Source organism: Qipengyuania sp. MTN3-11 (genome assembly GCF_042851825.1).
In the GTDB taxonomy this organism is placed as follows: domain Bacteria; phylum Pseudomonadota; class Alphaproteobacteria; order Sphingomonadales; family Sphingomonadaceae; genus Qipengyuania.
This window is the reverse complement of record NZ_BTGM01000001.1, coordinates 403,597-426,836: the sequence shown is the minus strand read 5'-3', so window position 1 is coordinate 426,836 and position 23,240 is coordinate 403,597. Positions and strand designations below refer to the sequence as shown.

The following is a 23,240-nucleotide window of genomic DNA, read 5'->3' as shown; positions in this document are numbered from 1 at the left end:
CTCAGGTGTAGGGCAGCGTGTCGTCGAGCAGGACGCCGCAATGCTCCACCGCCTGGCGCACGCTGCGATGGAAGGTGCAGGCCTTGCTGTCGAGCCCATTCATCCGCGCGCGCACCGGCGCGTGGATTTCCGCGAAATGCACCTCCACCCCCATCTCGCGCAATCGCACCGTCAACCGGCGCAGCATCGCCGCGCCGCTGGCATCGACATCGTTCACCGCCCGCATGTCGAGGATCAGCTTCTCGATGGTCTCGTGCTCGGAAAGGCGATCGAGGATCTCCTCCTCGCAATAGGCGGCATTGCCGAAATAGAGCGAACGGTCGATCCGAACCACCAGCGTGGGCAGGGTTTCCAGCTGCACCGCCTCGCGGTCGATCGAGCGGAAGGTGACACCACCATCGTCGGTGCCCACGCGGGTGACGCGCGGAAGCGACGAGAACCAGAGGAAATGCGCGATCCCGAGACCGGCCCCCAGCGCCAGCCCCCAGCGCACCCCCAGCAACAGCGTACCGAGGAAGGAGAGCGCGATGATCGCTCCCTCGATCCGGTCGTGCCGCCAGACATCCTTGATATCGCGCCACTTGATGAGGCCGAAGACCGCGCTGATGACCAGCGCCGCCAGCGCCGTCTCCGGCAGGAAGGCCAGCAGCGGCGCGAGGAGCAGCAGGACCGCGAGAACCACCAATGCGCCGACGACGCTGGCGAGCGGCGAGCGCGCGCCGCTGTCCTCGACCAGTGCCGAGCGGCTGAGACTGGCGCCGACGGCATATCCGCCGGTGAGCGCGGCGGCGATGTTGGCGCTGCCCAGCGCCACCGCCTCGCGACTGGTGTCGAGCTGGCTGCGGTCGCTGCCCGCGAGCGACTTCGCCACTGCGGTGGCCGTCACGAACACGATTATCGCCACCGCTACGGCACTGGGCAGCAGGTCGAGCCACAGCCGCGGTGCGCCGAGCCCGCCGGGGAGCGAGGGCAGCGCTGCATCGATCGCCCGCACCGTGGCGACGGCGCCCGGCCACAGGGTCGCGGCGAAACCCGCCGCCACGATCACCGCGAGCGGAACCGCCTTGGCGATCGCCTGCCGGAACGGTGGCCTGACGCCGAGCTTCCACAGCAGCGGGGCGGCGAGCCGGTTGGCGAGCAGCAGCGCGGCCAGCGCGCCGGCCCCCACCCACAGCGTCGGCCAGCTCGTCTGCTCGATCGAGCCGAGGAGAGTGGAGAGCGCGCCGACGAGGTTTCCCGAGCGCGCCGCCTCGATCCCCAGGAGGGTCGGCAACTGGCTCGCCGCGATCAGGAACGCCGCCGCGGCGGTAAAGCCGAGCAGCACCGGCTCGCTTATGAAATTGACCAGTCGCCCCAGGCCGAGCCCGCCCAGCAGCATCAGCAGCACGCCGGCCTCGATGGCGATCAGGACCGCGGCGGTTGCCGGATCGCCGCCGCTGTTGCCCGCCGCCTCGGCGACGACGAGCGATACCAGCGCCACCGGGCCCAGCGAGACGAAGCTGCTCGTTCCGAACAGGGCATAGAGCACGGGCGGCAGCAGCGCGGCGAAGAGACCCATTTCCGGCGGCAGCCCGGCGAGCTGGGCGTAGGCCATCGCCTGCGGTACCAGCAGAATCGAGAGCACGAGACCTGCGATTGCATCCTTCGCCGCTGCCTCTGCGCCGTAGCCGGGCAGCCATGCGAGGCGCGGAACCAGTGCGCGACCGGGCATCAGCAACCCCGTCCGTTCGCGGCTTTCGGAAAGATCGCCGTCATCGGGCGTTGGTCTTCAAGAAAGACAGGAGAAAAATCGTGGAAGGATTCTGGGGTATCGTCCTGATCGTCGGGCCGCTCTTGCTGATCGGTGCGATCATCTACGGGACCATGCGCAACCGCAAGGCGGGGGCCGCGACCGATCGGCAAGCGGAAGTTGGCGCCAAGCGTCTGCAGGAAGAAATCGAGGCGCGCCCGAACAAGGATGTCGACCTGTAGCGCCCGCATCCCTCAGCCCGATGCCGCGCGGGCAAGCCGTTCGCGCGCCCGTTCGGCCCCGATCAACGGCAGAAGTTCGCCCATGTCCGGGCCGTGATCCATGCCGGTTAGCGCTTGGCGCAGCGGCAGAAACAAATCCCGGCCCTTGCGTCCGGTCGATTCCTTGAGCGCGCCCGTGAGCGCGCGCCAGGGGTCGTCGACGGCAAGGCCATCTCCCTGCGCCACGCGCACCGCTTCCGCCAGATAGGCGCGTTCTTCGGGTGAAAACGCGGGTGCTTCCACCGGCCCGGTGACAAGCCGCCACCAGTCCGCCGCTTCGCCGACATGCGCCAGATTGGGGCGGATCGCGTGCCACCCGGCCTCGTCCATGCCGTCGGGCAGACGATGGGCAACGGCATCGTAATTCATCTGGTGAACGATGGCGGCATTGAGTCGCTCCAGCTCGTCCTCGTCGAACTTCGCCGGGGCGCGGCCGAAGGTGCCCAGATCGAAGCTTTCCAGTAGAACCTGGCGATCGGCGATGGGTTCGACCGGAAGCGCCGTGCCGAGCCGGGCGAGCAGGGCGACCAGCGCATCGGGTTCGATGCCGCGCTCGCGAAAGGCGTCGCAGCCCAGCGACCCGAGCCGTTTCGACAGCTTGCCTTCGCGGCCCACCAGCAGCGCCTCGTGCGCGAACCGCGGGTGTCGGGCACCGAGCGCGGTGAACATCTGGACCTGCACCGCGGTATTGGAGACGTGGTCCTCCCCGCGAAGGACATCGGTGATCCCCAGGGCGATATCGTCGACCGCGCTCGGCAGCATGTAGAGCCAGCTGCCGTCGGCCCGTCGGACCACGGGGTCGGACAATTGTGCCGGATCGAATGTCTGCGGTCCACGAACGCCATCCTGCCAGACGATGGCCTCGTCGTGGTCGAGGCGGAAACGCCAGTGCGGGGCCACGCCCTCGGCTTCCTTCGCGGCGCGCTGCTCCTCCGTCAGCGACAGCGCGGCGCGGTCGTAAATCGGGGGCAGGCCGCGGCCGAGCTGCACCTTGCGCTTGAGTTCCAGCTCCTGCTGCGTCTCGTAGGCCGGATAGACCCGCCCGGACTGCTTCAGCGTCTCGAAAGCGGCCTCGTAATGCGCCAGTCGCTGCGACTGCCGTTCCTCGCCATCGGGTTCGAGCCCCAGCCAGGCGAGATCGGCCCGGATCGCCTCGACATGTTCCTCGCGGCTGCGCGCCGCATCGGTATCGTCGATCCGCAGCAGGAACCGCCCGCCCGTCTTTCGCGCCAGCATCCAATTGTGCAGCGCGGTCCGGATGTTGCCGACATGCAGGCGCCCCGTGGGCGAGGGTGCGAAACGGGTGACTTTGGCCATCCCGAGCCGTTAGCCCGCCCGATCGGGAAGGCGCAAGAAAAAGGCCCCCCGGACGCCTGAGGTCCGGGGGGCCGATCTTGCTTTTGGAAGGAAGGCGGGCCTATTCGGCCTCGCCGCTCTCCTTCTCGATCGCCTCGGCATTCTCGGCGCCTTCGAGATACTCGCCCGCATCGGCATCGGTGCCGTGGGTCTCGCCCTCCATGGTCGCCAGCGGATCGTCGCCGATCGCCGCCTCGGGACCCTGGGCGAGTTCCGCCTGGTGCTCTTCCTCGGCGGTCTGGGCGGCGATGATCGCCTCCTGCGCCTTCTTCCACTGCGCCCGCAGGGCAGCATCGCGGCCGGAAGCGGTGACGCGCAGCCGGTTCATGCCCGCGCCGGTACCGGCGGGGATGAGACGGCCGACGATCACGTTCTCCTTGAGACCGATCAGCGTGTCCTTCTTGCCCTCGACCGCGGCCTGGGTGAGCACGCGGGTCGTTTCCTGGAAAGACGCCGCCGAGATGAAGGAACGCGTCTGGAGCGAGGCCTTGGTGATCCCGAGCAGGATCGGCTTGCCCTCGGCCGGCTTCTTGCCTTTGCCGAGCTTGGCATTGGCCTCGTGCATTTCGCCCAGATCGACCTGTTCTCCCGGCAGCAGCACGGTGTCGCCGCCGTCGGTGATCTCGACCTTCTGCAGCATCTGGCGAACGATCACCTCGATGTGCTTGTCGTTGATCTTCACGCCCTGGAGTCGATAGACCTCCTGGATCTCCGTGCAGAGATACTCGGCCAGCGCCTCGATCCCGAGGACCTCGAGGATGTCGTGCGGGTTCGGCGCGCCGGAGATGAGCGTGTCGCCCTTCTTGACGAAGTCGCCTTCCTGAACGTCGATCACCTTGGTCTTGGGGATCAGGTATTCCACCGGATCACCCTCTTCCGGAATGATCGCGATCTTGCGCTTGGCCTTGTATTCGCGAACGAATTCGATCTTGCCTGAGACCTTGGCGATCACCGACATGTCCTTGGGCAGACGCGCCTCGAACAGCTCCGCCACCCGCGGCAGACCGCCGGTGATGTCGCGGGTCTTGGCTGCCTCGCGGCTGGCACGGGCGAGGATGTCGCCACCCTGGACTTCCTGGCCGTCCTCGACCGAGAGCGTGGTGCCCGGAGCCAGCAGGTAACGCTGCGCCTCGGTTTCCTCGTCGCTCTGGCCTTCCCCGAGCAGGGTGAGGCGCGGACGCAGATCGTCCTTCTTCTTGCGGCCGGTGGTGCGCACCTCGGTGACCACGCGCTGGGCGATACCGGTCGCATCGTCGACCTGTTCCTCCAGCGTCGTGCCCTCGATGAGGTCCTGATACTTCACCACGCCCGAGGTTTCGGTGATGATCGGCAGGGTGAACGGATCCCATTCCGCCAGCCGATCGCCTTCGGAGACCTTGTCGCCATCCTTGTGCATCAGCACGGTGCCGTAGGGCACCTTGTGGATCTCGCGCTCGCGACCCTCGGCATCGATCACCGCCAGTTCGCCATTACGGGCGAGGCTGAGGATACGGCCCCTCTTGTCGACGATGGTCGGCATGTCGCGATAGACGACCTTGCCGTCCGAGATCGATTCCAGATGGCTGGTCTCGTTGAGCTGCGCCGCGCCGCCGATGTGGAAGGTCCGCATCGTCAGCTGGGTGCCGGGCTCGCCGATCGACTGCGCCGCGATGACGCCGACCGCTTCACCGATGTTCACCGGCGTGCCGCGCGCGAGATCGCGCCCGTAGCAGGTCGCGCAGACGCCCTGTTCGGCCTCGCAGACCAGCGGCGAGCGGATCTTGGCCACCTGGACCTCGGCGTCCTCGATCTCCTTGACCATCGGCTCGTCGAGCAGCGTGCCCGCCTTGACGATGACCTCGCCGGTCTTGGCATTGACCAAGTCCTCGGTGATCGTGCGGCCGAGGATGCGCTCGCCGAGCGAGGCGATGACCGAGCCACCCTGCACGATCGCGCGCATTTCGAGCGCGTTCTCGGTCTTGCAATCCTCCTCGACGATGACGCAGTCCTGCGACACGTCGACGAGGCGGCGGGTGAGATAACCCGAGTTCGCCGTCTTCAGCGCCGTGTCCGCGAGGCCCTTGCGGGCGCCGTGGGTGGAGTTGAAGTATTCGAGGACGTTGAGACCTTCCTTGAAGTTCGAGATGATCGGGTTCTCGATGATCTCGCCCGAAGGCTTGGCCATGAGGCCGCGCATACCCGCGAGCTGCTTCATCTGCGCCGGCGAACCACGCGCACCCGAATGGCTCATCATGTAGATCGAGTTGATCTCGGCTTCCTTGCCGTCCTCGTCGATCGGGCGGGCCTTGATCTCGTCCATCATGGCGTCGGCCACCTGATCGCCGCAGCGGCTCCAGGCATCGATCACCTTGTTGTACTTTTCCTGCTGGGTGATCAGGCCGTCCTGATACTGCTGCTCGTAGCCGGCGACCAGTTCCTTGGTCTCCTCGACGAGCTTCACCTTCGATTCCGGAATGATCATGTCATCCTTGCCGAAGGAAATGCCGGCCTTGAACGCGTGGCGGAAGCCCAACGTCATGATCGCGTCGGCGAACAGCACCGTGTCCTTCTGGCCGGTGTGGCGATAGACCTGGTCGATGACGTCGCCGATCTCCTTCTTGGTCAGGAGCCGGTTGATGACGTCGTAGGGAACCTTGTGGTTCTTGGGCAGGCATTCGCCGATCAACATGCGGCCCGGCGTGGTCTCGAACCGCTTCATCTGCGTCTTGCCGTCCTCGTCGGCCTGCGGAACGCGGGCAACGATCTTGGTGTGCAGCGTGACCTGCTTGGTCTCGAGCGCCTGGTGGACCTCCGCCATGTCCGAGAACATCGGCAGCCGCTGGTGCTTTTCGCCCTTCTTGTCGCCGTCGACGAACTCGGGGGTCTTCTCCTGGCGTTCCATCGACAGGTAATAGAGCCCCAGCACCATGTCCTGCGAAGGCACGATGATCGGCTTGCCGTTGGCGGGCGAGAGGATGTTGTTGGTGCTCATCATCAGCACGCGTGCTTCGAGCTGGGCTTCCAGCGAAAGCGGCACGTGGACGGCCATCTGGTCGCCGTCGAAGTCGGCGTTGAAGGCCGAGCAGACGAGCGGGTGCAGCTGAATCGCCTTGCCCTCGATCAGCACGGGCTCGAACGCCTGGATGCCGAGACGGTGAAGCGTCGGCGCGCGGTTCAGAAGCACCGGGTGTTCGCGGATGACTTCATCCAGGATGTCCCAGACTTCCTTGCGCTCCTTCTCGACCCACTTCTTGGCCTGCTTGAGCGTCATCGACAGACCCTTGGCGTCGAGCCGGGCGTAGATGAACGGCTTGAACAGCTCGAGCGCCATCTTCTTCGGCAGGCCACACTGGTGCAGCTTGAGTTCGGGGCCGGTGACGATGACCGAACGGCCCGAATAGTCGACGCGCTTGCCGAGCAGGTTCTGACGGAAGCGGCCCTGCTTGCCCTTGAGCATGTCGCTGAGCGACTTCAGGGGACGCTTGTTGGCACCGGTGATCACGCGGCCGCGACGGCCATTGTCGAACAGGGCGTCGACCGATTCCTGCAGCATGCGCTTTTCGTTGCGCACGATGATGTCGGGCGCGCGCAGCTCGATCAAACGCTTCAAGCGGTTGTTGCGGTTGATGACGCGGCGATAGAGATCGTTGAGGTCCGAGGTCGCGAAGCGGCCACCGTCGAGCGGCACCAGCGGGCGCAGTTCGGGCGGGATGACCGGCACGACCTCGAGGATCATCCATTCCGGCCGATTGCCGCTCTCGATGAAGCTCTCGACGACCTTCAGCCGCTTGATGATCTTCTTGGGCTTGAGCGCCGACTTGGTGGTCGCGAGCTCTTCGAGAAGGTCTTCCTTCTCCTGTTCGAGATCGAGGTCCATCAGCATGGCCTTGACCGCTTCGGCGCCGATCCCGGCACTGAAGGCATCCTCGCCATATTCGTCCTGCGCCTCGAGCAGTTCGTCCTCGGTCAGGAGCTGGAACTTCTCCATCGGGGTCAGGCCCGGCTCGGTGACGACGTAGCTCTCGAAATAGAGGATCCGCTCGAGCTGCTTCAGCTGCATGTCGAGCAGCAGGCCGATGCGGCTGGGCAGCGACTTCAGGAACCAGATGTGCGCGACCGGCGCGGCCAGTTCAATGTGGCCCATGCGCTCGCGGCGGACCTTGGTCACGGTCACCTCGACGCCGCACTTCTCGCAGACGACGCCCTTGTACTTCATGCGCTTGTACTTGCCGCACAGGCACTCGTAATCCTTCACCGGACCGAAGATGCGCGCGCAGAACAGACCGTCACGCTCGGGCTTGAACGTGCGGTAGTTGATCGTCTCGGGCTTCTTGATCTCGCCGAAGGACCACGAGCGGATACGCTCGGGGCTGGCGATGCCGATCTGGATCTCGTCGAAGGTTTCGGGCTTCGCGAGCTGGTTGGTGAATTTGGTCAGTTCGTTCATGACTTCATGTCCCTAGCGGGTGAATTTTTTCGTGGCGGGTGGCGGGAGGGAGTTGCCGGGCTCTCGGCCGCCCCCTCACTCCGCCGCGATCTGCATGGCCGGATCGTCGTCCTCGTCCTCGTCGGCGAGGCTCTTTAACTCGACGTTGAGGCCCAGGCTGCGCATTTCCTTGACGAGCACGTTGAAGCTCTCGGGAATACCCGCCTCGAAGGTGTCGTCGCCCTTGACGATCGCCTCGTAGACCTTGGTCCGCCCGATCACATCGTCCGACTTCACGGTGAGGATTTCCTGCAGCGTGTACGCCGCGCCGTAGGCCTGGAGGGCCCAGACCTCCATCTCACCGAAGCGCTGGCCGCCGAACTGCGCCTTGCCGCCCAGCGGCTGCTGGGTGACGAGCGAGTACGGACCGATCGAACGCGCGTGGATCTTGTCGTCCACGAGGTGGTGGAGCTTGAGCATGTAGATGATGCCCACGGTCACCTTGCGGTCGAACGCCTCGCCGGTGCGGCCGTCGAATAGCACCGACTGGCCGGAGCTGTGCAACCCGGCCTTTTCGAGCTCCACCGTCACGTCGCCTTCGCGCGCGCCGTCGAACACCGGGGTGCCCATCGGTACACCGGCGGCGAGATTGCCGGCGAGTTCGACGATTTCCTCGGTCGAACGGCTCTCGATGTCGCCATGATATTGCGCGCCGTAGGTCTCCTTGAGACGCTCAACGACAGCCTCGGGCGGCTTCGCACCGGCATAGTCCTCGGCGGCGTTCGGGTTGGCCTGCTTCCATTCCTCCAGCGCATCGCCGATCTGGTGGCCGAGGTTGCGGGCCGCCATGCCGAGATGGGTCTCGAAGATCTGCCCGACGTTCATGCGCGAAGGCACGCCCAGCGGGTTGAGCACGACATCGACCGGGGTCCCGTCCTCGAGGAACGGCATGTCCTCGACCGGCAGGATGCGGCTGATGACACCCTTGTTGCCGTGACGGCCGGCCATCTTGTCGCCCGGCTGCAGCTTGCGCTTCACCGCGACGAAGACCTTGACCATCTTGAGCACGCCCGGGGCCAGCTCGTCGCCGCGCTCGAGCTTCTCCTTGCGGTCCTCGAACTTGGCGTCGATGACCTTCACGGCCTCGTCGTACTGGCCCTTGATCGCTTCGAGCTGCTGCTGCCGGCTGTCGTCGGCGACGGCGAACTTGAACCATTCGTGCCGGTCGACTTCCTCGAGCACCTCGTCGGTGATCTCGGAGCCCTTCTTGACGCCCTTGGGCGCCGCCGAAGCGGTCTGGCCGACGAGCATGTCGCGCAGGCGATTGTAGGTCGCCCGGTTGAGGATCGCGCGTTCGTCCGCCGCATCCTTGCGGAGGCGTTCGATTTCCTCGTTCTGGATCGCGCGGGTACGGTCGTCGATCTCGATGCCGTGGCGGTTGAACACCCGCACCTCGACCACCGTGCCGGACACGCCCGGGGGCAGACGCAGCGAAGTGTCGCGCACGTCGCTCGCCTTTTCGCCGAAGATCGCGCGGAGCAGCTTCTCTTCCGGCGTCATCGGGCTTTCGCCCTTCGGCGTGATCTTGCCCGCGAGGATGTCCCCCGGGTGCACTTCCGCGCCGATGTAGACGATGCCCGCCTCGTCGAGGTTGCGCAGAGCCTCCTCGCCGACATTGGGGATGTCGCGGGTGATGTCTTCCGGCCCGAGCTTGGTGTCGCGGGCCATCACCTCGAACTCCTCGATGTGGATCGAGGTGAAGACGTCGTCCTTCACGATGCGTTCGGAAATGAGGATCGAGTCCTCGTAGTTGTAGCCGTTCCAGGGCATGAAGGCGACGAGGCTGTTGCGGCCCAGCGCCAACTCGCCAAGGTCCGTCGAGGGACCGTCGGCGATGATGTCGCCCTGCTCCACCAGATCGCCCACCTTCACCAGCGGGCGCTGGTTGATGCAGGTGTTCTGGTTCGAACGCTGGAACTTCTGCAGGCTGTAGATGTCGACGCCGGACTGGCCGGCCTCGACCTCGCCCTGCGCGCGGATCACGATGCGGGTGGCGTCGACCTGGTCGACGATACCGCCGCGGGTGGCCGCGATCGCCGCACCGCTGTCACGCGCCACGGTCTCTTCCATGCCGGTGCCCACCCATGGTGCCTCGGCCTTGACCAAAGGCACCGCCTGGCGCTGCATGTTCGAGCCCATCAGCGCGCGGTTGGCGTCGTCGTTCTCGAGGAACGGGATCAGCGAGGCCGCCACGGACACGAGCTGCTTGGGGCTGACGTCCATCAGCGTGATCTGCTCGCGAGGAGCCATGAGGTTGTCGCCATTGTGGCGAGCCGAGACCAGTTCCTCGACGAAGCCGCCGCTCTCGTCGAGCTCGGCCGAGGCTTGCGCGACGGTGTGCTTCTGCTCCTCCATGGCGGAGAGGTAGATCACGTCCTCGGTGACCTTGCCGTCCTTCACCTGGCGGTAGGGCGTCTCGATGAAGCCGTACTTGTTCACCCGGCTGAAGCTCGCCAGCGAGTTGATGAGGCCGATGTTCGGGCCTTCGGGCGTTTCGATCGGACAGATGCGGCCATAGTGCGTCGGGTGGACGTCGCGGACCTCGAAGCCCGCGCGCTCGCGGGTGAGGCCGCCCGGCCCCAGCGCCGACACGCGCCGCTTGTGCGTGACTTCGGACAGCGGGTTGGTCTGGTCCATGAACTGCGAGAGCTGGCTCGAGCCGAAGAACTCGCGCACCGCGGCCACGGCGGGCTTGGCGTTGATCAGGTCGTTCGGCATCACGGTCGACACGTCGACGCTGCTCATCCGTTCCTTCACCGCGCGCTCCATGCGCAACAGGCCGACGCGGTACTGGTTTTCAAGCAACTCGCCGACCGAGCGCACACGGCGGTTCCCGAGGTTGTCGATGTCGTCGACCTCGCCCTTGCCGTCCTTGAGATCGACCAGTTCCTTGACCACGGCGAGGATGTCTTCCCTGCGCAGCGTGGTCACGGTGTCCTCGGCATCAAGTTCGAGGCGCATGTTGAGCTTGACGCGGCCGACGGCCGACAGGTCGTAGCGATCGCCATCGAAGAACAGGCCTTCGAACAGTGCTTCCGCGGTTTCCTTGGTCGGCGGCTCGCCCGGACGCATGACCTTGTAGATCGCTTCCAGGCCTTCCTCGCGGTTCTCGGCCTTGTCGGCCTGGAGCGTGTTGCGCATCCACGGGCCGGTGTTGATGTGGTCGATGTCGAGCAGGTCGATTGCATCGACGCCCGCCTGGTCGAGCGCTTCGAGGTTCTCGGGGCTGACTTCCTCGCCCGCCTCGATCCAGATCCGGCCGGTCTTCTCGTCGATCATGTCGCGCGCGGCATAGCGGCCGAAGATTTCCTCGGTCGGCAGGAGCAGTGTTTCCAAGCCGTCCTTCTTCGCCTTGTTGGCAGCGCGGGGGCTGATCTTCTGGCCAGCGGCGAACATTTCCTCGCCGGTCTTGGCGTCGACCAGCGGGAAGGCCGGCTTGAATCCGCGCCATTGATCGGGGACGAAGGGGATGGTCCAGCCTTCGCCCTTCTTGCCGGTCGCGCGCTTCCAGGCGACCGTGTCGTAGAATTGGTCGAGAATATCCTCGGCATCGAGGCCCAGCGCGAACAGCAGGCTGGTCACCGGCAGCTTGCGCTTGCGGTCGATACGGACGTTGACGATGTCCTTGGCGTCGAATTCGAAATCGAGCCAGCTGCCGCGATAGGGGATGATCCGCGCTGCAAACAGCAGCTTGCCGGACGAGTGGGTCTTGCCGCGGTCGTGGTCGAACAGCACGCCGGGCGAACGATGCATCTGCGAGACGATGACGCGTTCGGTGCCGTTGATCACGAAGGTGCCGTTCTCGGTCATGAGCGGCATGTCGCCCATGTAGACGTCCTGCTCCTTGATATCGAGCACGGAGCGGGTCTCGGTCTCCTGGTCCACCTCGAACACGATCAGGCGCAGGGTCACCTTCATGGGCGCGGCGTAGGTGATGCCGCGCTGGCGGCATTCGACGATGTCGTACTTTGGCGCCTCGAGTTCGTAGTTCACGAAGTCGAGTTCGGCGGTGCCGGCGAAATCCCGGATCGGGAACACGCTTCGCAGCGTCTTTTCGAGGCCGGAGACGTAGTCGATCTCCTTGTCCGAACGCAGGAACTGCTCGTAGCTCTCGCGCTGGACCTCGATCAGGTTCGGCATGTCCACGACTTCGTGGATGTCACCGAAGATCTTGCGGATGCGACGCTTCGCAGTGCCCGAAACCTTCTGGGACGCGGACTTCTTCGTCGGGGCCTTGGTTGCCATGATGTGGTGTTCGCCTCTTCGCCTTGCGCCGGACCGGGGTGCCGGAGCGGAAAAATGTCTCATGCGCGTGAGAGCCATGCCGCAGACGCGAAAAGAGGCCGCAGCATGGGCGCGCCGGTGGGGGCGGCTGGGCTGCAGCATCCTGTCAAACGTCGCGATATGGAAACGCCGCTTCCATCCTGTGTCCGATACCCGCGCATGAATCGGACTCGCTCGAAGCGTGCGGTCGGAAAGGCATGTAGGAAACCCCCGGCCCGATGTCAAACGGCGCACGGGCCAGCGGCGATCGATGGCCGGAACGATCGACTTCGCGCGTCACGCCCGCTTTATTCCCGCTTGCATGCCGGTTCGAATAAGGCGATAATATGGCGGCCAATCACGGCTCAAAGGATTGTTCACATGAAGAAGATCGCTCTCGTCGCGCTCCCGCTGGCCCTCGGCCTCGTCGCCTGCGACAATGCCGCCGAAGAACCGGTCGACGGCACCGACACCACCGCCATGGAACCCGCTCCCGTCGAGCCGATGGCCACCGGCACCACCGACCCGATGATGGACGACACCATGACCGACGACACCATGACCGACGACATGGCCGACGACACCATGGCCGACGACATGGGCACCGAGACCCCGGCTGCCGAAGAAACCCCGATGTGATCATGCCCGGGGTGCACCGCATCCCGGCTTGACTTCCACACGGAATTCCCTAGAGGCCCGCCCGGAACGGCGGGCCTCTTTGTATCTGCCGTTCATCCGTCCGAGACAGTTGGTGACCGGATCTTGCCGGTCTTAATGTCCAGCCTAGACGGGGAAACGAGATTATACGGCCGCGCTCATGCGCTGCCACGGCGTTGATAGCGCCCTCCTTCCCCATCGATGGATATCTGCTGTACGGCATGAGCCGCGCAGCGATGTGAGCCGGTCGTTCGGGAGCCATCCCGGGCGATCACAGTGAAGGAGTATGGCATGGATCGTTCGCAGAAAACCGATTCGGTCGCCCAGCTCAATGCGGTCTTCAACGAGGCGGGCGTGGTGGTTGTCACCCGCAACCTCGGCCTTTCGGTGGCGCAGTCCACCGAACTGCGCTCGAAGATGCGCGAAGCCGGTGCGTCCTACAAGGTTGCGAAGAACCGCCTCGCCAAGCTCGCCCTGAAGGACACCGATTACGCCGGTATCGACGAATATCTGAGCGGCCCCACGGCCCTCGCCTATTCGGAAGATCCGGTGGCGGCCGCCAAGGTCGCGGTGGACTTCGCCAAGGGCAACGACCGACTTGAAATCGTCGGCGGTGCCATGGGGGCGACGGTGCTCGACGAAGCAGGCATCAAGGCGCTCGCCTCGATGCCTTCGCTCGACGAGCTGCGGGGCACGATCGTGGGCCTGGTGAATGCGCCGGCGACCAAGGTCGTCCGCACCATCAAGGAACCCGTATCGATGCTCGCCCGCGTCTTCGGTGCCTATGGCGCCAAGGAAGCGGCGTAGGCTGTTCTACGCGAGAAGCACGAAACATCCGGGGCCAAGCGCATTTCCGCCTTGCCCCACATCATTTTGGAGTGAAACATCATGGCCGATATCGCCAAGCTTGTTGAAGAACTGAGCAAACTGACCGTCATGGAAGCCGCCGAGCTTGCCAAGGCGCTGGAAGAAGAGTGGGGCGTTTCCGCCGCCGCAGCCGTGGCCGTGGCCGGCCCTGCCGGCGGTGGTGGCGATGCCGCCGCAGCCGAAGAGCAGACCGAATTCGACGTCATCCTGACGGGCGACGGCGGCAAGAAGATCCAGGTCATCAAGGAAGTCCGCGCCATCACCGGCTTGGGTCTCGGCGAAGCCAAGGCGCTGGTCGAAGGCGCTCCCAAGCCGCTCAAGGAAGGCGTCGCCAAGGCCGAAGCCGAAGAGATCAAGGGCAAGATCGAAGCTGCCGGCGGTACCGTCGAGCTCAAGTAAGCTGCCGATCCCAGGAGCGCATCGGCGCTTCGGGGTGGCATCTGCCAAAAATTGGGGGCGGCACCGCATGGTGCCGCCCCCTTTTTTGCATCGCTAGGGTGGTCCGCCGTCGCGCGGCAGACCCGGCGAATACCGATCAGGCCGTGGCCGTCATCGAGGTGCTGACCTTGTTGAAGGTGGTCGAGAGATTGTTGCCGAGACCCCGCATCGCGGTGATTGCAGCGACCGCGATGAGCGCGGCGATGAGCCCGTATTCGATGGCGGTGGCGCCGCGCTTGTCGCGCAGCAGGTTCCGGAAGAAGCGCATTGTAGAAAACTCCCTGTGAAGCCCGAACTTGGCAATCCTGGTTGCCTGCAATCTCGCAGACAGAGGTTAATTTCCCGTCAACCGGACCTGTCCGGGCAAGGAAGGGTGTATTCTCTCGCTCGCGTGGAAATGGAGAGGTCAGAAGCGCACGCCCAACCGCACGCCCATCATGTCGATCCCGGGGTTCTGATCGCGGTTGAAGAGCCGGGCGTTGCTGATGTGGATCCAGCTCGCCTCGACCGAGATACGCTCGGAAACTTGCGTACCCACGGCGATTTCCGGTTCGAAAAGCACCCGGCTGCCCAGATCGGTGCGCAGACGGGTCGCCGGATCGATCCGCAGATCGGGGGCGTTGTGAAGCGCTAGCCCGATGCCCGGCCGGACATAGACCGGCCCGGCACCGATCTTCCACGACAGCCCCGCTGCGACGAAATCCGTCCCGCCCTCCTCGCTGTTGAGCGAGCCGAAGACATGCGCTTGTGGCTTGCCGAGAAAGCCGAGCCTCTCGATCGGCGCGCTGCGCACCCCGATCTGGACATCCACCCCGCGCTCTCCGGTATCGAAGGTGAAGGGGGTGTCCACGGCATGGGCATAGACCCCGCCGATGATCTCGCCCGCGGCGGCGGGCCCGGCGATCGAGGCAAAGGCAAGACTGGCGGCAAGCAGAGGCAAACGGATCATGCGAAGGGTCCCGAACGGCTGGCAGTGTGCCTTTGGCGCATCGCATATTGCCTGTCGATTAAGCCGGGCGGGTTTCGCATTGCCTGCACCCCCGCTCACCCCTATCCGGTGCGGCTGTCCTGACCGGGCGGCGGACCGCACGATGCAGGACCCAATCATTCCCGAGCCCCGGCCTGCGGACCTGCCGCTGGCGCGCGAAGGCTGGCGCGGCGAGATCGCTGCGACGCTGCGGCTGAGCTGGCCACTGGCAACGGCGAACCTGCTGCAGATGCTGACCTATGCCATCGACGTGATCTTCATCGCGCGGCTGGGCGAAGCGCAGCTGGCGGCCTCCGCCCTCGCGGTGGCGCTGTTCGGCCTGGTGCTGTGGGCGATGTCGGGCCTGACCGGGGCGGTGGCGCCGCTGATTGCTGCTGAGCTGGGCGAGCGCGCGCCGGCGCTGCGGCCGGTGCGCCGGGCGACGCGAATGGCGCTGTGGCTTTCGGTTATCTGCGGCATCGCCGGCATGGGGCTGTGCCTGCTGCTCGGGCCGCTGATGCGTGCCACCGGACAGGACGGAGAGATCGTGGCGTTGGCCGCGCAGTACAATCTCGTCATCATCTTCTCGCTGGTGCCGATGCTGTTCAACAACGTGTTGCGCAATTTCGTCAGCGCGCTCGACCGGCCGATCCTCGCCACGCTGATCACAGCCGGGGGGATCGGGGTCAACGCGCTGGCCAATTATGCCTTCATTTTCGGCAATCTCGGTGCGCCGGAACTGGGTCTCAGGGGTGCGGCGGTGGCGACGATCATCACGTCGCTGGTTACCGTCGCCGCCTATCTCGTCGCCATCCGGCTCGACCCGCGGCTTCACCGTTATCGCATTCTCGGGCGCTGGTGGTCGCCGGACTGGATGCGGATGTGGCAGATCGTTCGGATCGGCACGCCGATCGCGCTCACGATCACGGCGGAGGCAGGTATCTTCGGCGCGGCGGCATTCCTGATGGGCAATATCGGGGCGACCCAGCTTGCCGCGCATACGGTGGCGCTGCAAATCGCCGCGCTCGCCTTCCAGGTGCCCTTCGGCGTGGGACAGGCGGCGACGATCCGCGTCGGCTATTTCTACGGTGCGCGCGATCCGATCGGGATTCGCCGCGCGGGCTGGGCCGGGATCGCCATCGGGACCGGCTTCATGTTGGCCACCGCATCCGCCATGCTGCTCGCGCCGAAACTGCTGATCGCGATCTACATCGATCCCTGGGCTCCCGCGAACATGGCGCTGGTCGGTTTTGCCCTCGCCTACCTCAAGATCGCCGCCGCCTTCCAGCTGTTCGACGGGATGCAGGCAGTGGCGGCGGGGGCCCTGCGCGGATTGCAGGATACCCGCATCCCGATGTGGATCGCGATCTTCGCCTATTGGCTGCCCGGCTTCGGCACCGCCCTGGCGCTCGGCTTCGCGACCAGCCTCGCCGGGATCGGCGTGTGGATCGGGCTCGCGGTCGGGCTGTTCACTGCCGCGCTGCTCCTCGGCTGGCGCTGGCACCGGCGCGAGGCGCTCGGCCTCGTGGAGCGGCCCTTGCTCAGGCGGTCTTCGTCGTGATCTCGCGCTGCGGGAAGGGGATCGAGATCCCGACGGCGTCGAACCGCGCCTTGGCCGCCTCGGTGAGGTCCCAGCTCAGTCCGAGATAGTCGCCCGTCGCGCACCATACGCGCAAGCCGATGCCGACCGAGCTGTCGTCGAGCGAGGCGACGAAGGCCTGGGGGGCCGGATCGGGCAGGACGCGCTGATCGGCCTCGGCCAGCGCCAGCAATTCCTTGCGCGCCTGGTCCATGCTGTCATCGTAGGCGATGCCGACGATCAGTTCGAAGCGGCGGGTGGGGTGACGGTTGAAGTTGACGATCGGCTGGTTCCAGAGTTCGGAATTGGGCACCATCACGAACAAGCCGTCGAACTGCTTGAGTTCGGTGGTGAACAAGCCGATGTTCTGCACGACCGCGGTAATCCCGTCGACGGTGATCGCCTCGCCCACCTTGAACGGTTTCTGCACCAGGATCATCACTCCCGAAGCGACATTGCTGAGCGTGCCCTGCAGGGCGAGGCCGATGGCCAGCGCCATACCGCCCAGCGCTGCGAGGATGCTGGTGGTCTCCACCCCGAACTGCGCCAGCACGGTGACGAGGACCAGCGCCCACAGCGCGTATTTGATCAGATTGGCGAGAAAGTTGCTGACCGTCGGATCGAGCCGCGGCGAGCGATTCAGCGCCTTTTGCGCCCAGCGCGACAGCAGGCCGGCGATCAGCAGGCCGATCACCAGCACCGCGAAGGCCCCCGCGATCTCGACCATGTTCAATCGCAACCACAGCCAGATCTGTTCGGGTATGGTGAGGGCGGCCACTTCCTGGTCGGTGGTCATGCTCGGTTCTCCTGTCGCGAATGGCGGAATTGCGCCGCGCGATAGGATACCGACCGCCGCTTGGCCACCCCCGGGTCAACCCCCAAGATACGGCATCGGCACCACAAATTTTTTCGCCGTAGCTCGCTTGACTTGCCTGTCGCCGATCCCCAGATGCGCCTCGCTGGCACTCTCCGACCGGGAGTGCCAACGCAGAATTTTCACTCTCAACTGAAAGGTCAAGACATGGCATTTCGTCCGTTGCACGACCGCGTTCTGGTCCGTCGCATCGAAGCCGACGAGAAGACCGCCGGCGGCATCATCATTCCCGACAGCGCCAAGGAAAAGCCGAGCGAGGGCGAGATCGTCGCCGTCGGTTCGGGCGCCAAGGCCGAAGATGGCACGATCACCCCGCTGGACGTGAAGCAGGGCGACCGCATCCTGTTCGGCAAGTGGTCGGGGACCGAGGTCAAGCTCGACGGCGAAGACCTGCTGATCATGAAGGAAAGCGATATCATGGGGATCATTTCCTGATCCTCTGAACGCCCACCCTTCGACACAACCAGAATTTCTCAGGAGAAACCAACATGGCTGCCAAGGACGTAAAGTTCAGCCGCGACGCGCGCGAAGGCATTCTGCGCGGCGTCGACACCCTCGCCAACGCCGTCAAGGTGACGCTGGGGCCCAAGGGCCGCAACGTCGTCATCGACAAGAGCTTCGGCGCCCCGCGCATCACCAAGGACGGCGTCACCGTCGCCAAGGAAATCGAACTGAAAGACAAGTTCGAGAACATGGGCGCGCAGATGATCAAGGAAGTCGCCAGCAAGACCAACGATCTTGCCGGTGACGGCACCACCACCGCCACCGTGCTCGCCCAGTCGATCGTGACCGAGGGCATGAAGTCGGTCGCGGCCGGCATGAATCCGATGGACCTCAAGCGCGGCATCGACATCGCCGTGGCCAAGGTGGTCGACGACCTCAAGAGCCGTTCCAAGGACGTCTCCGGATCGCAGGAAATCGCCCAGGTCGGCATCATCTCGGCCAATGGCGACCGCGAAGTCGGCGAGAAGATCGCCGAGGCGATGGAAAAGGTCGGCAAGGAAGGCGTGATCACCGTCGACGAATCGAAGGGCCTCGAATTCGAGCTCGAGACCGTCGAGGGCATGCAGTTCGACCGCGGCTATCTGTCGCCGTACTTCATCACCAACCCGGACAAGATGACGGTCGAGCTCGACAACCCCTACATCCTGATCCACGAGAAGAAGCTCTCCAACCTCCAGGCGATGCTCCCGATCCTCGAAGCGGCCGTCCAGTCGGGCCGTCCGCTGCTGATCATCGCGGAAGACATCGAGGGCGAGGCGCTGGCCACTCTGGTGGTCAACAAGCTGCGCGGCGGCCTCAAGGTCGCGGCGGTCAAGGCCCCGGGCTTCGGCGATCGCCGCAAGGCGATGCTGCAGGACATCGCGATCCTGACCAAGGGCGAGATGATCTCCGAGGATCTCGGCATCAAGCTCGAGAACGTCACCCTCGGCATGCTCGGCGAAGCCAAGCGCGTCACCATCGACAAGGACAACACCACCATCGTCGACGGTGCGGGTGACGAGAACGACATCAAGGCCCGCGTCGGCGAAATCCGCACGCAGATCGACAACACCTCCAGCGATTACGACCGCGAGAAGCTGCAAGAGCGTCTCGCCAAGCTCGCCGGCGGCGTTGCCGTGATCAAGGTCGGCGGTGCGTCCGAGGTCGAGGTGAAGGAGCGCAAGGACCGCGTCGACGACGCGCTTCACGCCACACGCGCCGCGGTCGAGGAAGGCATCGTTCCGGGCGGCGGCACTGCGCTGCTCTATGCCACCAAGGCTCTGGAGGGCCTCAGCGGCGAGAACGACGACCAGACCCGCGGTGTGGACATCGTCCGCCGCGCGCTGCAGGCGCCGGTTCGCCAGATCGCCCAGAACGCCGGCCATGACGGCGCGGTGGTCGCGGGCAAGCTGATCGACGGCAACGACACCTCGCTCGGCTTCAATGCGCAGACCGACACTTACGAGGATCTGGTCAAGGCCGGCGTCGTCGACCCGACCAAGGTCGTGCGCACCGCGCTGCAGGATGCGGCGAGCGTGGCCGGCCTGTTGATCACCACCGAAGCCGCGATCGTCGAGAAGCCCGAGGACAAGTCCAGCGGCGGCGGCGGCGGCATGCCCGACATGGGCGGCATGGGCGGAATGGGCGGAATGGGCTTCTAAGCCCGCATCGTCCGGTCCACCGACCGAACACGAGAGGCCCGGCGGAGCGATCCGCCGGGCCTTTTCACATTCCCCGGCATGTCCCGGAAACAAAAAACCGGGGGCCGGAAATCGGCCCCCGGTTGAAAGTAAGAGCAGCCAGATTGCGCCGGATGCCCTTCGGGTCGCAAGAACCCGATAGCGGAGGCTCGACAGGCCCGGAATAACCCCTTTGCACTACGGAATCAGAAATCGCCGGTGTTGATTGCGGGCAAGACGCTGATGCGCCTGACGATTTCGATCTGTCGCGAGCATCCCATCTTCTGGGAGATGTTCCGGACCTGCTGGCGCACGGTATGCGGGCTGGTGCATCTCGATTCGGCGATTTCCGTTAGGAATTCTCCGCCGTGGAGCCGCAGGGCTATGTCGCTTTCCGCCGCCGAAAGGCCGTAGATCATCTGCAGAAGCTCGGCCCGGCACGGAGGCTCGATGTGGGAGAGAATCAGCAGGACGTTTCCATCCCTAATCATCATCGCCACCGCATCGTCCGCGGGCCCCGTGCCATCGTCTAGCCGAATGCCGCAAAGGCCCGGGCTCCGGCCATCGAAACCGGTCAATAGTTCGACGAACCGCTGCCGCGCACGGATCGATGCGGGCCTCACCACACCCCGATGAAGGGCAAGCACCCGCCCCTCTCGCAGCAGGCCCTCGGCCGTCGCATTGGCCCGCACCAGACGCCCGTCGGTTTTCAGCACCAGCATCGGGCGTCCGCTGGCATCCGCCATCTCGCGACTCGAGCGTTCCGCCTCCATCAAGGTTAGGATTTTGAGCCGCGCAGAGAACAAACCCGCGAGTTCGGGCGCGAAATTGGTCAGGAGAGCGATCTCGTCCTTGCCGAACATCGGTTGGGTCTTGCCGCGCTGGAAGGTCACCGCCCCCTTGTGCCCACCAATTTCGAGCGGCACCCCCAGTGAACGGAACGTGTCGTCGCCCGTGGGTCGGATGAAGTCCTGGTAGAGCCTGGAATGCTCGAAAGTACGCGGACCGATCATGCGTTCGAGGTCGAGGACGCTCTGAGGAGCCCAATTGCTCAGCATTGCCGCGACGCACGGATCGTGGTCGAGAAAATGCGTGCCGTAGAGGGCAATCTGATCGGCGTTCCACCAGCCGCTGTCGACCGCTATGCCCTCGACGGCCCCGTCCATGCCGAGGCCGCCGAAAAACGAGCGCGCGCCGATCCTCTCGGCGAGCGCACGGACCACGTCGACGAACGCCTCCTCGTCATGCACTGCCTCGAGCAGGCGCCCGTTTGCGACCCACGACATTGCACCCCCTTGCCGCGCCTCCCCCTGGCGCAAAAATCTGGTTCCTACTCGCCCGTTTCGCCCCCGGTGACCCGTGCGGCCACATCGGTTGGCCAGGTAACCTCGGTCTGGGTCTGCGGATTGAACCGATCGTCCTCGTACTGCGCCGCCTCGGCCGCGGCGATCTCCGCTGCGGTGAGAAATTCACTCGGTTCCAGCGCGAAGATGTCGAGCCCGCGGGCGATCTCGGTCGCGTAGATGCGGCCATTGTACCAATAGGCCGACCAGTAGCCACCGGTGATGAGTTGGTCTTCGTCGATCGGTCCGCGGTCGAAATAAGCGATCTCGACCGGATTGGCGGCATCGGTGAAATCGATCACGCTGATACCGCCCTGATACCAGGCCTGGACGAAGATGTCGCGCCCGGGAACGGGAATGATCGAGCCGTTGTGGGCGACGCAGTTCTCCTTCTCGCCCTGCGGCGCGGGGAGCTTGAAAGTCCCGCGGTATTCGAGCTGGCCCCCGTCGAGCGCATAGAAGGCATTGGCGCCCCAATTCGTCGGATCGCCGGCCTGGCACCGCGCCTGGGTACCGCCACCCCATTCGTCGGTGAAAAGCACCTTGCTGCCGTCGTTGTTGAAGGTCGCCGAATGCCAGTAGGCGAAGCCGCGATCGGTGACGTCGCTGATCCGCTTGGGGTTAAGCGGATCGGACACGTCCATCACGATTCCGTTGCCCGAGCACGCGCCCGCCGCGATCTTCTTGGCCGGGAAGGCCGTGATGTCGTGGCAGTGATTGGTCTCGCTCGTCTCCTGTGTGCCGTCACCGTGGTCGCCGCCGCGCCACAACCCGGCGATCTCGTCGCCTTCTGCGAAGACCCGCGGGCTGGCGACCAGCCGCGCCTGGCCGGGGTTCGCGACAGGGATCTCGATCACGTCGATGCTGAACAGCGCGGTCGCATCGCCGCCGCGTTCGAAACAGCCTTCGAGCTCCTCGTTCGGGCGGACGTAGGAGGTCCCCGAATTGTAGACGACGATGCGCCGGTCGTCGGACGAGACGATCGAATGGGTGTGCGAGCCACGGCAGGTCTGGACCGCGCCGACCTGACGCGGGCGATCCAGATCCGAGATGTCGAAAATCCGCAGGCCGCGGAAACGCTCCTCGCTGACCCGATCGGTGACTCCGCCGAGCCCGCAATCGAGCCGTGCGCGGCTGTCCTGCACGCTCATCAGCAGCAGGTTGCCGACCACCGAGACATCGCCTTGGCCGCCCGGGCAGACGGTCGAGCTGACCAGGGCGGGGCGGCCGTCGTCGCCCAGCCGGTAGATGTTGAACCCGTGGTAGCTGCCGGTGATCAGCAGATCGTCGCGGAAGGCCATGTCGGTCGACCAGAAGGTGAGGAGCGAACCGCGCTTGCCGAAGCTGGGCTCGTCTTCCTCGTCCTCGAGGATTTCCTTGCGCTCGCCGTCGGCGGGTCCTTCCTCGTCGCGCTCGATCAGCGGCTGGAGCTGCGCCGGATTGTCGGGATCGAAAAAGCCCGCCGGCTTGGGCATCGCCGCGACGAGACGGAGATTGCTGATCGCCTGCCCGGCGTCGCGAAACCCGGCCGCAAGCGTCGCCCGCGGATCGTCCGAAAGCCGCGCGAGGACGGCGTTCATGCGATCAATCTCTGCATCCTGATCGCTCACCACGTCGTTGGTGAATTCGAACACGGTCGGCTCGTAGGCCGTGCCGGGAAGTTCATGCAGCGTCTCGACCATGTCGATGGCCCCGCGATGATGCTCGATCATAAGCGTGAGAAACTGTCGGTCGAATTCGGTGCCGCTGGCGGCGCGCAAACTGGCGAGCTGCTCGGGTGTCGCCATGCCGCGCATCATCTGGTGGCCGGCATGGGCGTCGTGGCCGGCATGCGCGGAGGCATCCATCGCCATCGCCGAGGCGAGGCTCTCGTCCCGCTCGCGCAGCCAGGTCTCCATGAAGGCGATCTCGTCGGCCTGGGTGGCAAGGATGCGGTCGGCGATCTGAGTGACCGCCTCGCTGCCGCTGCGCTCCTTCGCGAGTTCGGACATCATCACCGCCTGGCGGTGATGGACGATCATGTCCTGCATGAAGCGCACGTCGCCCGGCGCGTAACTGGTGCCGGTGAGCGCGATCGCCGCTTCGGCATCAATCGTTTTGCTCGCTTCTCCGGGCGCGCCGGCGAGCACGATGGGCGCGTCCTGCGCGGCGAGCGGCACGGTTGCCGCACCGGCGAGCAGGATGGCGGTCAGGGTATTGCGAGCGGGCATGGGAATCTCCGGGAACAGGACGGACGTCGCGCGGGGTGCTATCACGATG

General features: G+C 65.3%; 16 protein-coding genes. 7 read left to right on the top strand and 9 right to left on the bottom strand.

The features are described 5' to 3' along the window. Nucleotide 1: 1 nt before the first annotated feature. Nucleotides 2–1,711, bottom strand: a complete 1,710-nt coding sequence (locus ACGHN1_RS02030; RefSeq protein ID WP_390547906.1) for a SulP family inorganic anion transporter — start codon at nucleotides 1,709–1,711, stop codon at nucleotides 2–4. 80 nt (nucleotides 1,712–1,791) lie between these two features. On the opposite strand from ACGHN1_RS02030, the gene ACGHN1_RS02025 reads away from it, so the two are divergent. Further along, nucleotides 1,792–1,971: a hypothetical protein gene (locus tag ACGHN1_RS02025; RefSeq protein WP_390547904.1), complete on the top strand. Its 180-nt coding sequence runs from the start codon at nucleotides 1,792–1,794 to the stop codon at nucleotides 1,969–1,971. Between the two features lie 12 nt (nucleotides 1,972–1,983). On the opposite strand, the gene gltX is transcribed toward ACGHN1_RS02025, so the two are convergent. The 3 genes from gltX to rpoB all read right to left on the bottom strand — a co-directional run bounded on the left by gltX (nucleotide 1,984) and on the right by rpoB (nucleotide 12,076). Then, entirely contained in the window at nucleotides 1,984–3,327 is a 1,344-nt protein-coding gene (gene gltX / locus ACGHN1_RS02020) for a glutamate--tRNA ligase (RefSeq protein ID WP_390547903.1), read from the bottom strand. 100 nt (nucleotides 3,328–3,427) lie between these two features. After that, nucleotides 3,428–7,792 (bottom strand): DNA-directed RNA polymerase subunit beta', encoded by a 4,365-nt coding sequence (rpoC, locus tag ACGHN1_RS02015; protein WP_390547901.1) that lies wholly within the window; start codon nucleotides 7,790–7,792, stop codon nucleotides 3,428–3,430. Between the two features lie 75 nt (nucleotides 7,793–7,867). Further along, nucleotides 7,868–12,076, bottom strand: coding sequence for a DNA-directed RNA polymerase subunit beta (rpoB, locus tag ACGHN1_RS02010; RefSeq protein ID WP_390547899.1), 4,209 nt, complete (start codon nucleotides 12,074–12,076; stop codon nucleotides 7,868–7,870). Nucleotides 12,077–12,475: 399 nt separating this feature from the next. On the opposite strand from rpoB, the gene ACGHN1_RS02005 reads away from it, so the two are divergent. The 3 genes from ACGHN1_RS02005 (at nucleotide 12,476) to rplL (ending at nucleotide 14,017) form a co-directional block, all read left to right on the top strand. Further along, nucleotides 12,476–12,733, top strand: a complete 258-nt coding sequence (locus ACGHN1_RS02005) for a hypothetical protein (RefSeq protein WP_390547897.1) — start codon at nucleotides 12,476–12,478, stop codon at nucleotides 12,731–12,733. A gap of 309 nt (nucleotides 12,734–13,042) precedes the next feature. After that, entirely contained in the window at nucleotides 13,043–13,558 is a 516-nt protein-coding gene (gene rplJ, locus ACGHN1_RS02000) for a 50S ribosomal protein L10 (protein WP_390547895.1), read from the top strand. Between the two features lie 81 nt (nucleotides 13,559–13,639). After that, complete coding sequence (gene rplL / locus ACGHN1_RS01995; RefSeq protein WP_390547893.1) at nucleotides 13,640–14,017, top strand: 50S ribosomal protein L7/L12; 378 nt, start codon at nucleotides 13,640–13,642, stop codon at nucleotides 14,015–14,017. Nucleotides 14,018–14,153: 136 nt separating this feature from the next. Here the strand turns inward: rplL and ACGHN1_RS01990 are convergent, their stop codons facing one another. Together ACGHN1_RS01990 and ACGHN1_RS01985 are read right to left on the bottom strand one after the other, a co-directional pair. Next, nucleotides 14,154–14,324 carry a Flp family type IVb pilin gene (locus ACGHN1_RS01990; RefSeq protein ID WP_390547891.1) on the bottom strand — a complete coding sequence of 57 codons (171 nt, stop codon included), beginning with the start codon at nucleotides 14,322–14,324 and terminating at the stop codon, nucleotides 14,154–14,156. Between the two features lie 138 nt (nucleotides 14,325–14,462). After that, the gene (locus tag ACGHN1_RS01985; RefSeq protein WP_390547889.1) at nucleotides 14,463–15,005 is read right to left on the bottom strand and encodes an acyloxyacyl hydrolase; all 543 of its coding nucleotides are present in this window, start codon (nucleotides 15,003–15,005) and stop codon (nucleotides 14,463–14,465) included. A gap of 142 nt (nucleotides 15,006–15,147) precedes the next feature. Between ACGHN1_RS01985 and ACGHN1_RS01980 the strand changes: the two genes are divergently transcribed. Then, nucleotides 15,148–16,584: an MATE family efflux transporter gene (locus tag ACGHN1_RS01980; RefSeq protein WP_390547887.1), complete on the top strand. Its 1,437-nt coding sequence runs from the start codon at nucleotides 15,148–15,150 to the stop codon at nucleotides 16,582–16,584. On the opposite strand, the gene ACGHN1_RS01975 is transcribed toward ACGHN1_RS01980, so the two are convergent. After that, on the bottom strand, nucleotides 16,565–17,398 hold the full coding sequence (locus ACGHN1_RS01975) for a mechanosensitive ion channel family protein (protein ID WP_390547885.1): 834 nt from the start codon (nucleotides 17,396–17,398) through the stop codon (nucleotides 16,565–16,567). The two genes, ACGHN1_RS01980 and ACGHN1_RS01975, sit on opposite strands and share 20 nt — an antisense overlap. 225 nt (nucleotides 17,399–17,623) lie before the next feature. Here ACGHN1_RS01975 and groES point away from each other — a divergent pair, with 225 nt between their 5' ends. Together groES and groL are read left to right on the top strand one after the other, a co-directional pair. Then, entirely contained in the window at nucleotides 17,624–17,911 is a 288-nt protein-coding gene (gene groES / locus ACGHN1_RS01970) for a co-chaperone GroES (protein ID WP_390547883.1), read from the top strand. 53 nt (nucleotides 17,912–17,964) lie between these two features. Next, entirely contained in the window at nucleotides 17,965–19,620 is a 1,656-nt protein-coding gene (gene groL / locus ACGHN1_RS01965) for a chaperonin GroEL (RefSeq protein WP_390547881.1), read from the top strand. 224 nt (nucleotides 19,621–19,844) lie between these two features. Here groL and ACGHN1_RS01960 read toward each other — a convergent pair whose 3' ends face one another. Continuing rightward, nucleotides 19,845–20,924 (bottom strand): helix-turn-helix transcriptional regulator, encoded by a 1,080-nt coding sequence (locus ACGHN1_RS01960; RefSeq protein WP_390547879.1) that lies wholly within the window; start codon nucleotides 20,922–20,924, stop codon nucleotides 19,845–19,847. 44 nt (nucleotides 20,925–20,968) lie between these two features. Continuing rightward, nucleotides 20,969–23,191: a DUF305 domain-containing protein gene (locus ACGHN1_RS01955; protein WP_390547877.1), complete on the bottom strand. Its 2,223-nt coding sequence runs from the start codon at nucleotides 23,189–23,191 to the stop codon at nucleotides 20,969–20,971. Nucleotides 23,192–23,240 lie beyond the last annotated feature (49 nt).

Excerpts from the sequence above, each read along its gene's own strand:
- gltX (WP_390547903.1), bottom strand. The coding sequence starts at position 3,327 with ATGGCCAAAGTCACCCGTTTCGCACCCTCGCCCACGGGGCGCCTGCAT.
- rpoB (WP_390547899.1), bottom strand. The coding sequence starts at position 12,076 with ATGGCAACCAAGGCCCCGACGAAGAAGTCCGCGTCCCAGAAGGTTTCG.
- ACGHN1_RS02030 (WP_390547906.1), bottom strand. The coding sequence starts at position 1,711 with ATGCCCGGTCGCGCACTGGTTCCGCGCCTCGCATGGCTGCCCGGCTAC.
- ACGHN1_RS01955 (WP_390547877.1), bottom strand. The coding sequence starts at position 23,191 with ATGCCCGCTCGCAATACCCTGACCGCCATCCTGCTCGCCGGTGCGGCA.
- ACGHN1_RS01980 (WP_390547887.1), top strand. The coding sequence starts at position 15,148 with ATGCAGGACCCAATCATTCCCGAGCCCCGGCCTGCGGACCTGCCGCTG.
- ACGHN1_RS01975 (WP_390547885.1), bottom strand. The coding sequence starts at position 17,398 with ATGACCACCGACCAGGAAGTGGCCGCCCTCACCATACCCGAACAGATC.
- rplL (WP_390547893.1), top strand. The coding sequence starts at position 13,640 with ATGGCCGATATCGCCAAGCTTGTTGAAGAACTGAGCAAACTGACCGTC.
- groL (WP_390547881.1), top strand. The coding sequence starts at position 17,965 with ATGGCTGCCAAGGACGTAAAGTTCAGCCGCGACGCGCGCGAAGGCATT.
- rplJ (WP_390547895.1), top strand. The coding sequence starts at position 13,043 with ATGGATCGTTCGCAGAAAACCGATTCGGTCGCCCAGCTCAATGCGGTC.
- ACGHN1_RS02005 (WP_390547897.1), top strand. The coding sequence starts at position 12,476 with ATGAAGAAGATCGCTCTCGTCGCGCTCCCGCTGGCCCTCGGCCTCGTC.
- ACGHN1_RS01985 (WP_390547889.1), bottom strand. The coding sequence starts at position 15,005 with ATGATCCGTTTGCCTCTGCTTGCCGCCAGTCTTGCCTTTGCCTCGATC.
- groES (WP_390547883.1), top strand. The coding sequence starts at position 17,624 with ATGGCATTTCGTCCGTTGCACGACCGCGTTCTGGTCCGTCGCATCGAA.
- ACGHN1_RS01960 (WP_390547879.1), bottom strand. The coding sequence starts at position 20,924 with ATGTCGTGGGTCGCAAACGGGCGCCTGCTCGAGGCAGTGCATGACGAG.
- ACGHN1_RS01990 (WP_390547891.1), bottom strand. The coding sequence starts at position 14,324 with ATGCGCTTCTTCCGGAACCTGCTGCGCGACAAGCGCGGCGCCACCGCC.
- rpoC (WP_390547901.1), bottom strand. The coding sequence starts at position 7,792 with ATGAACGAACTGACCAAATTCACCAACCAGCTCGCGAAGCCCGAAACC.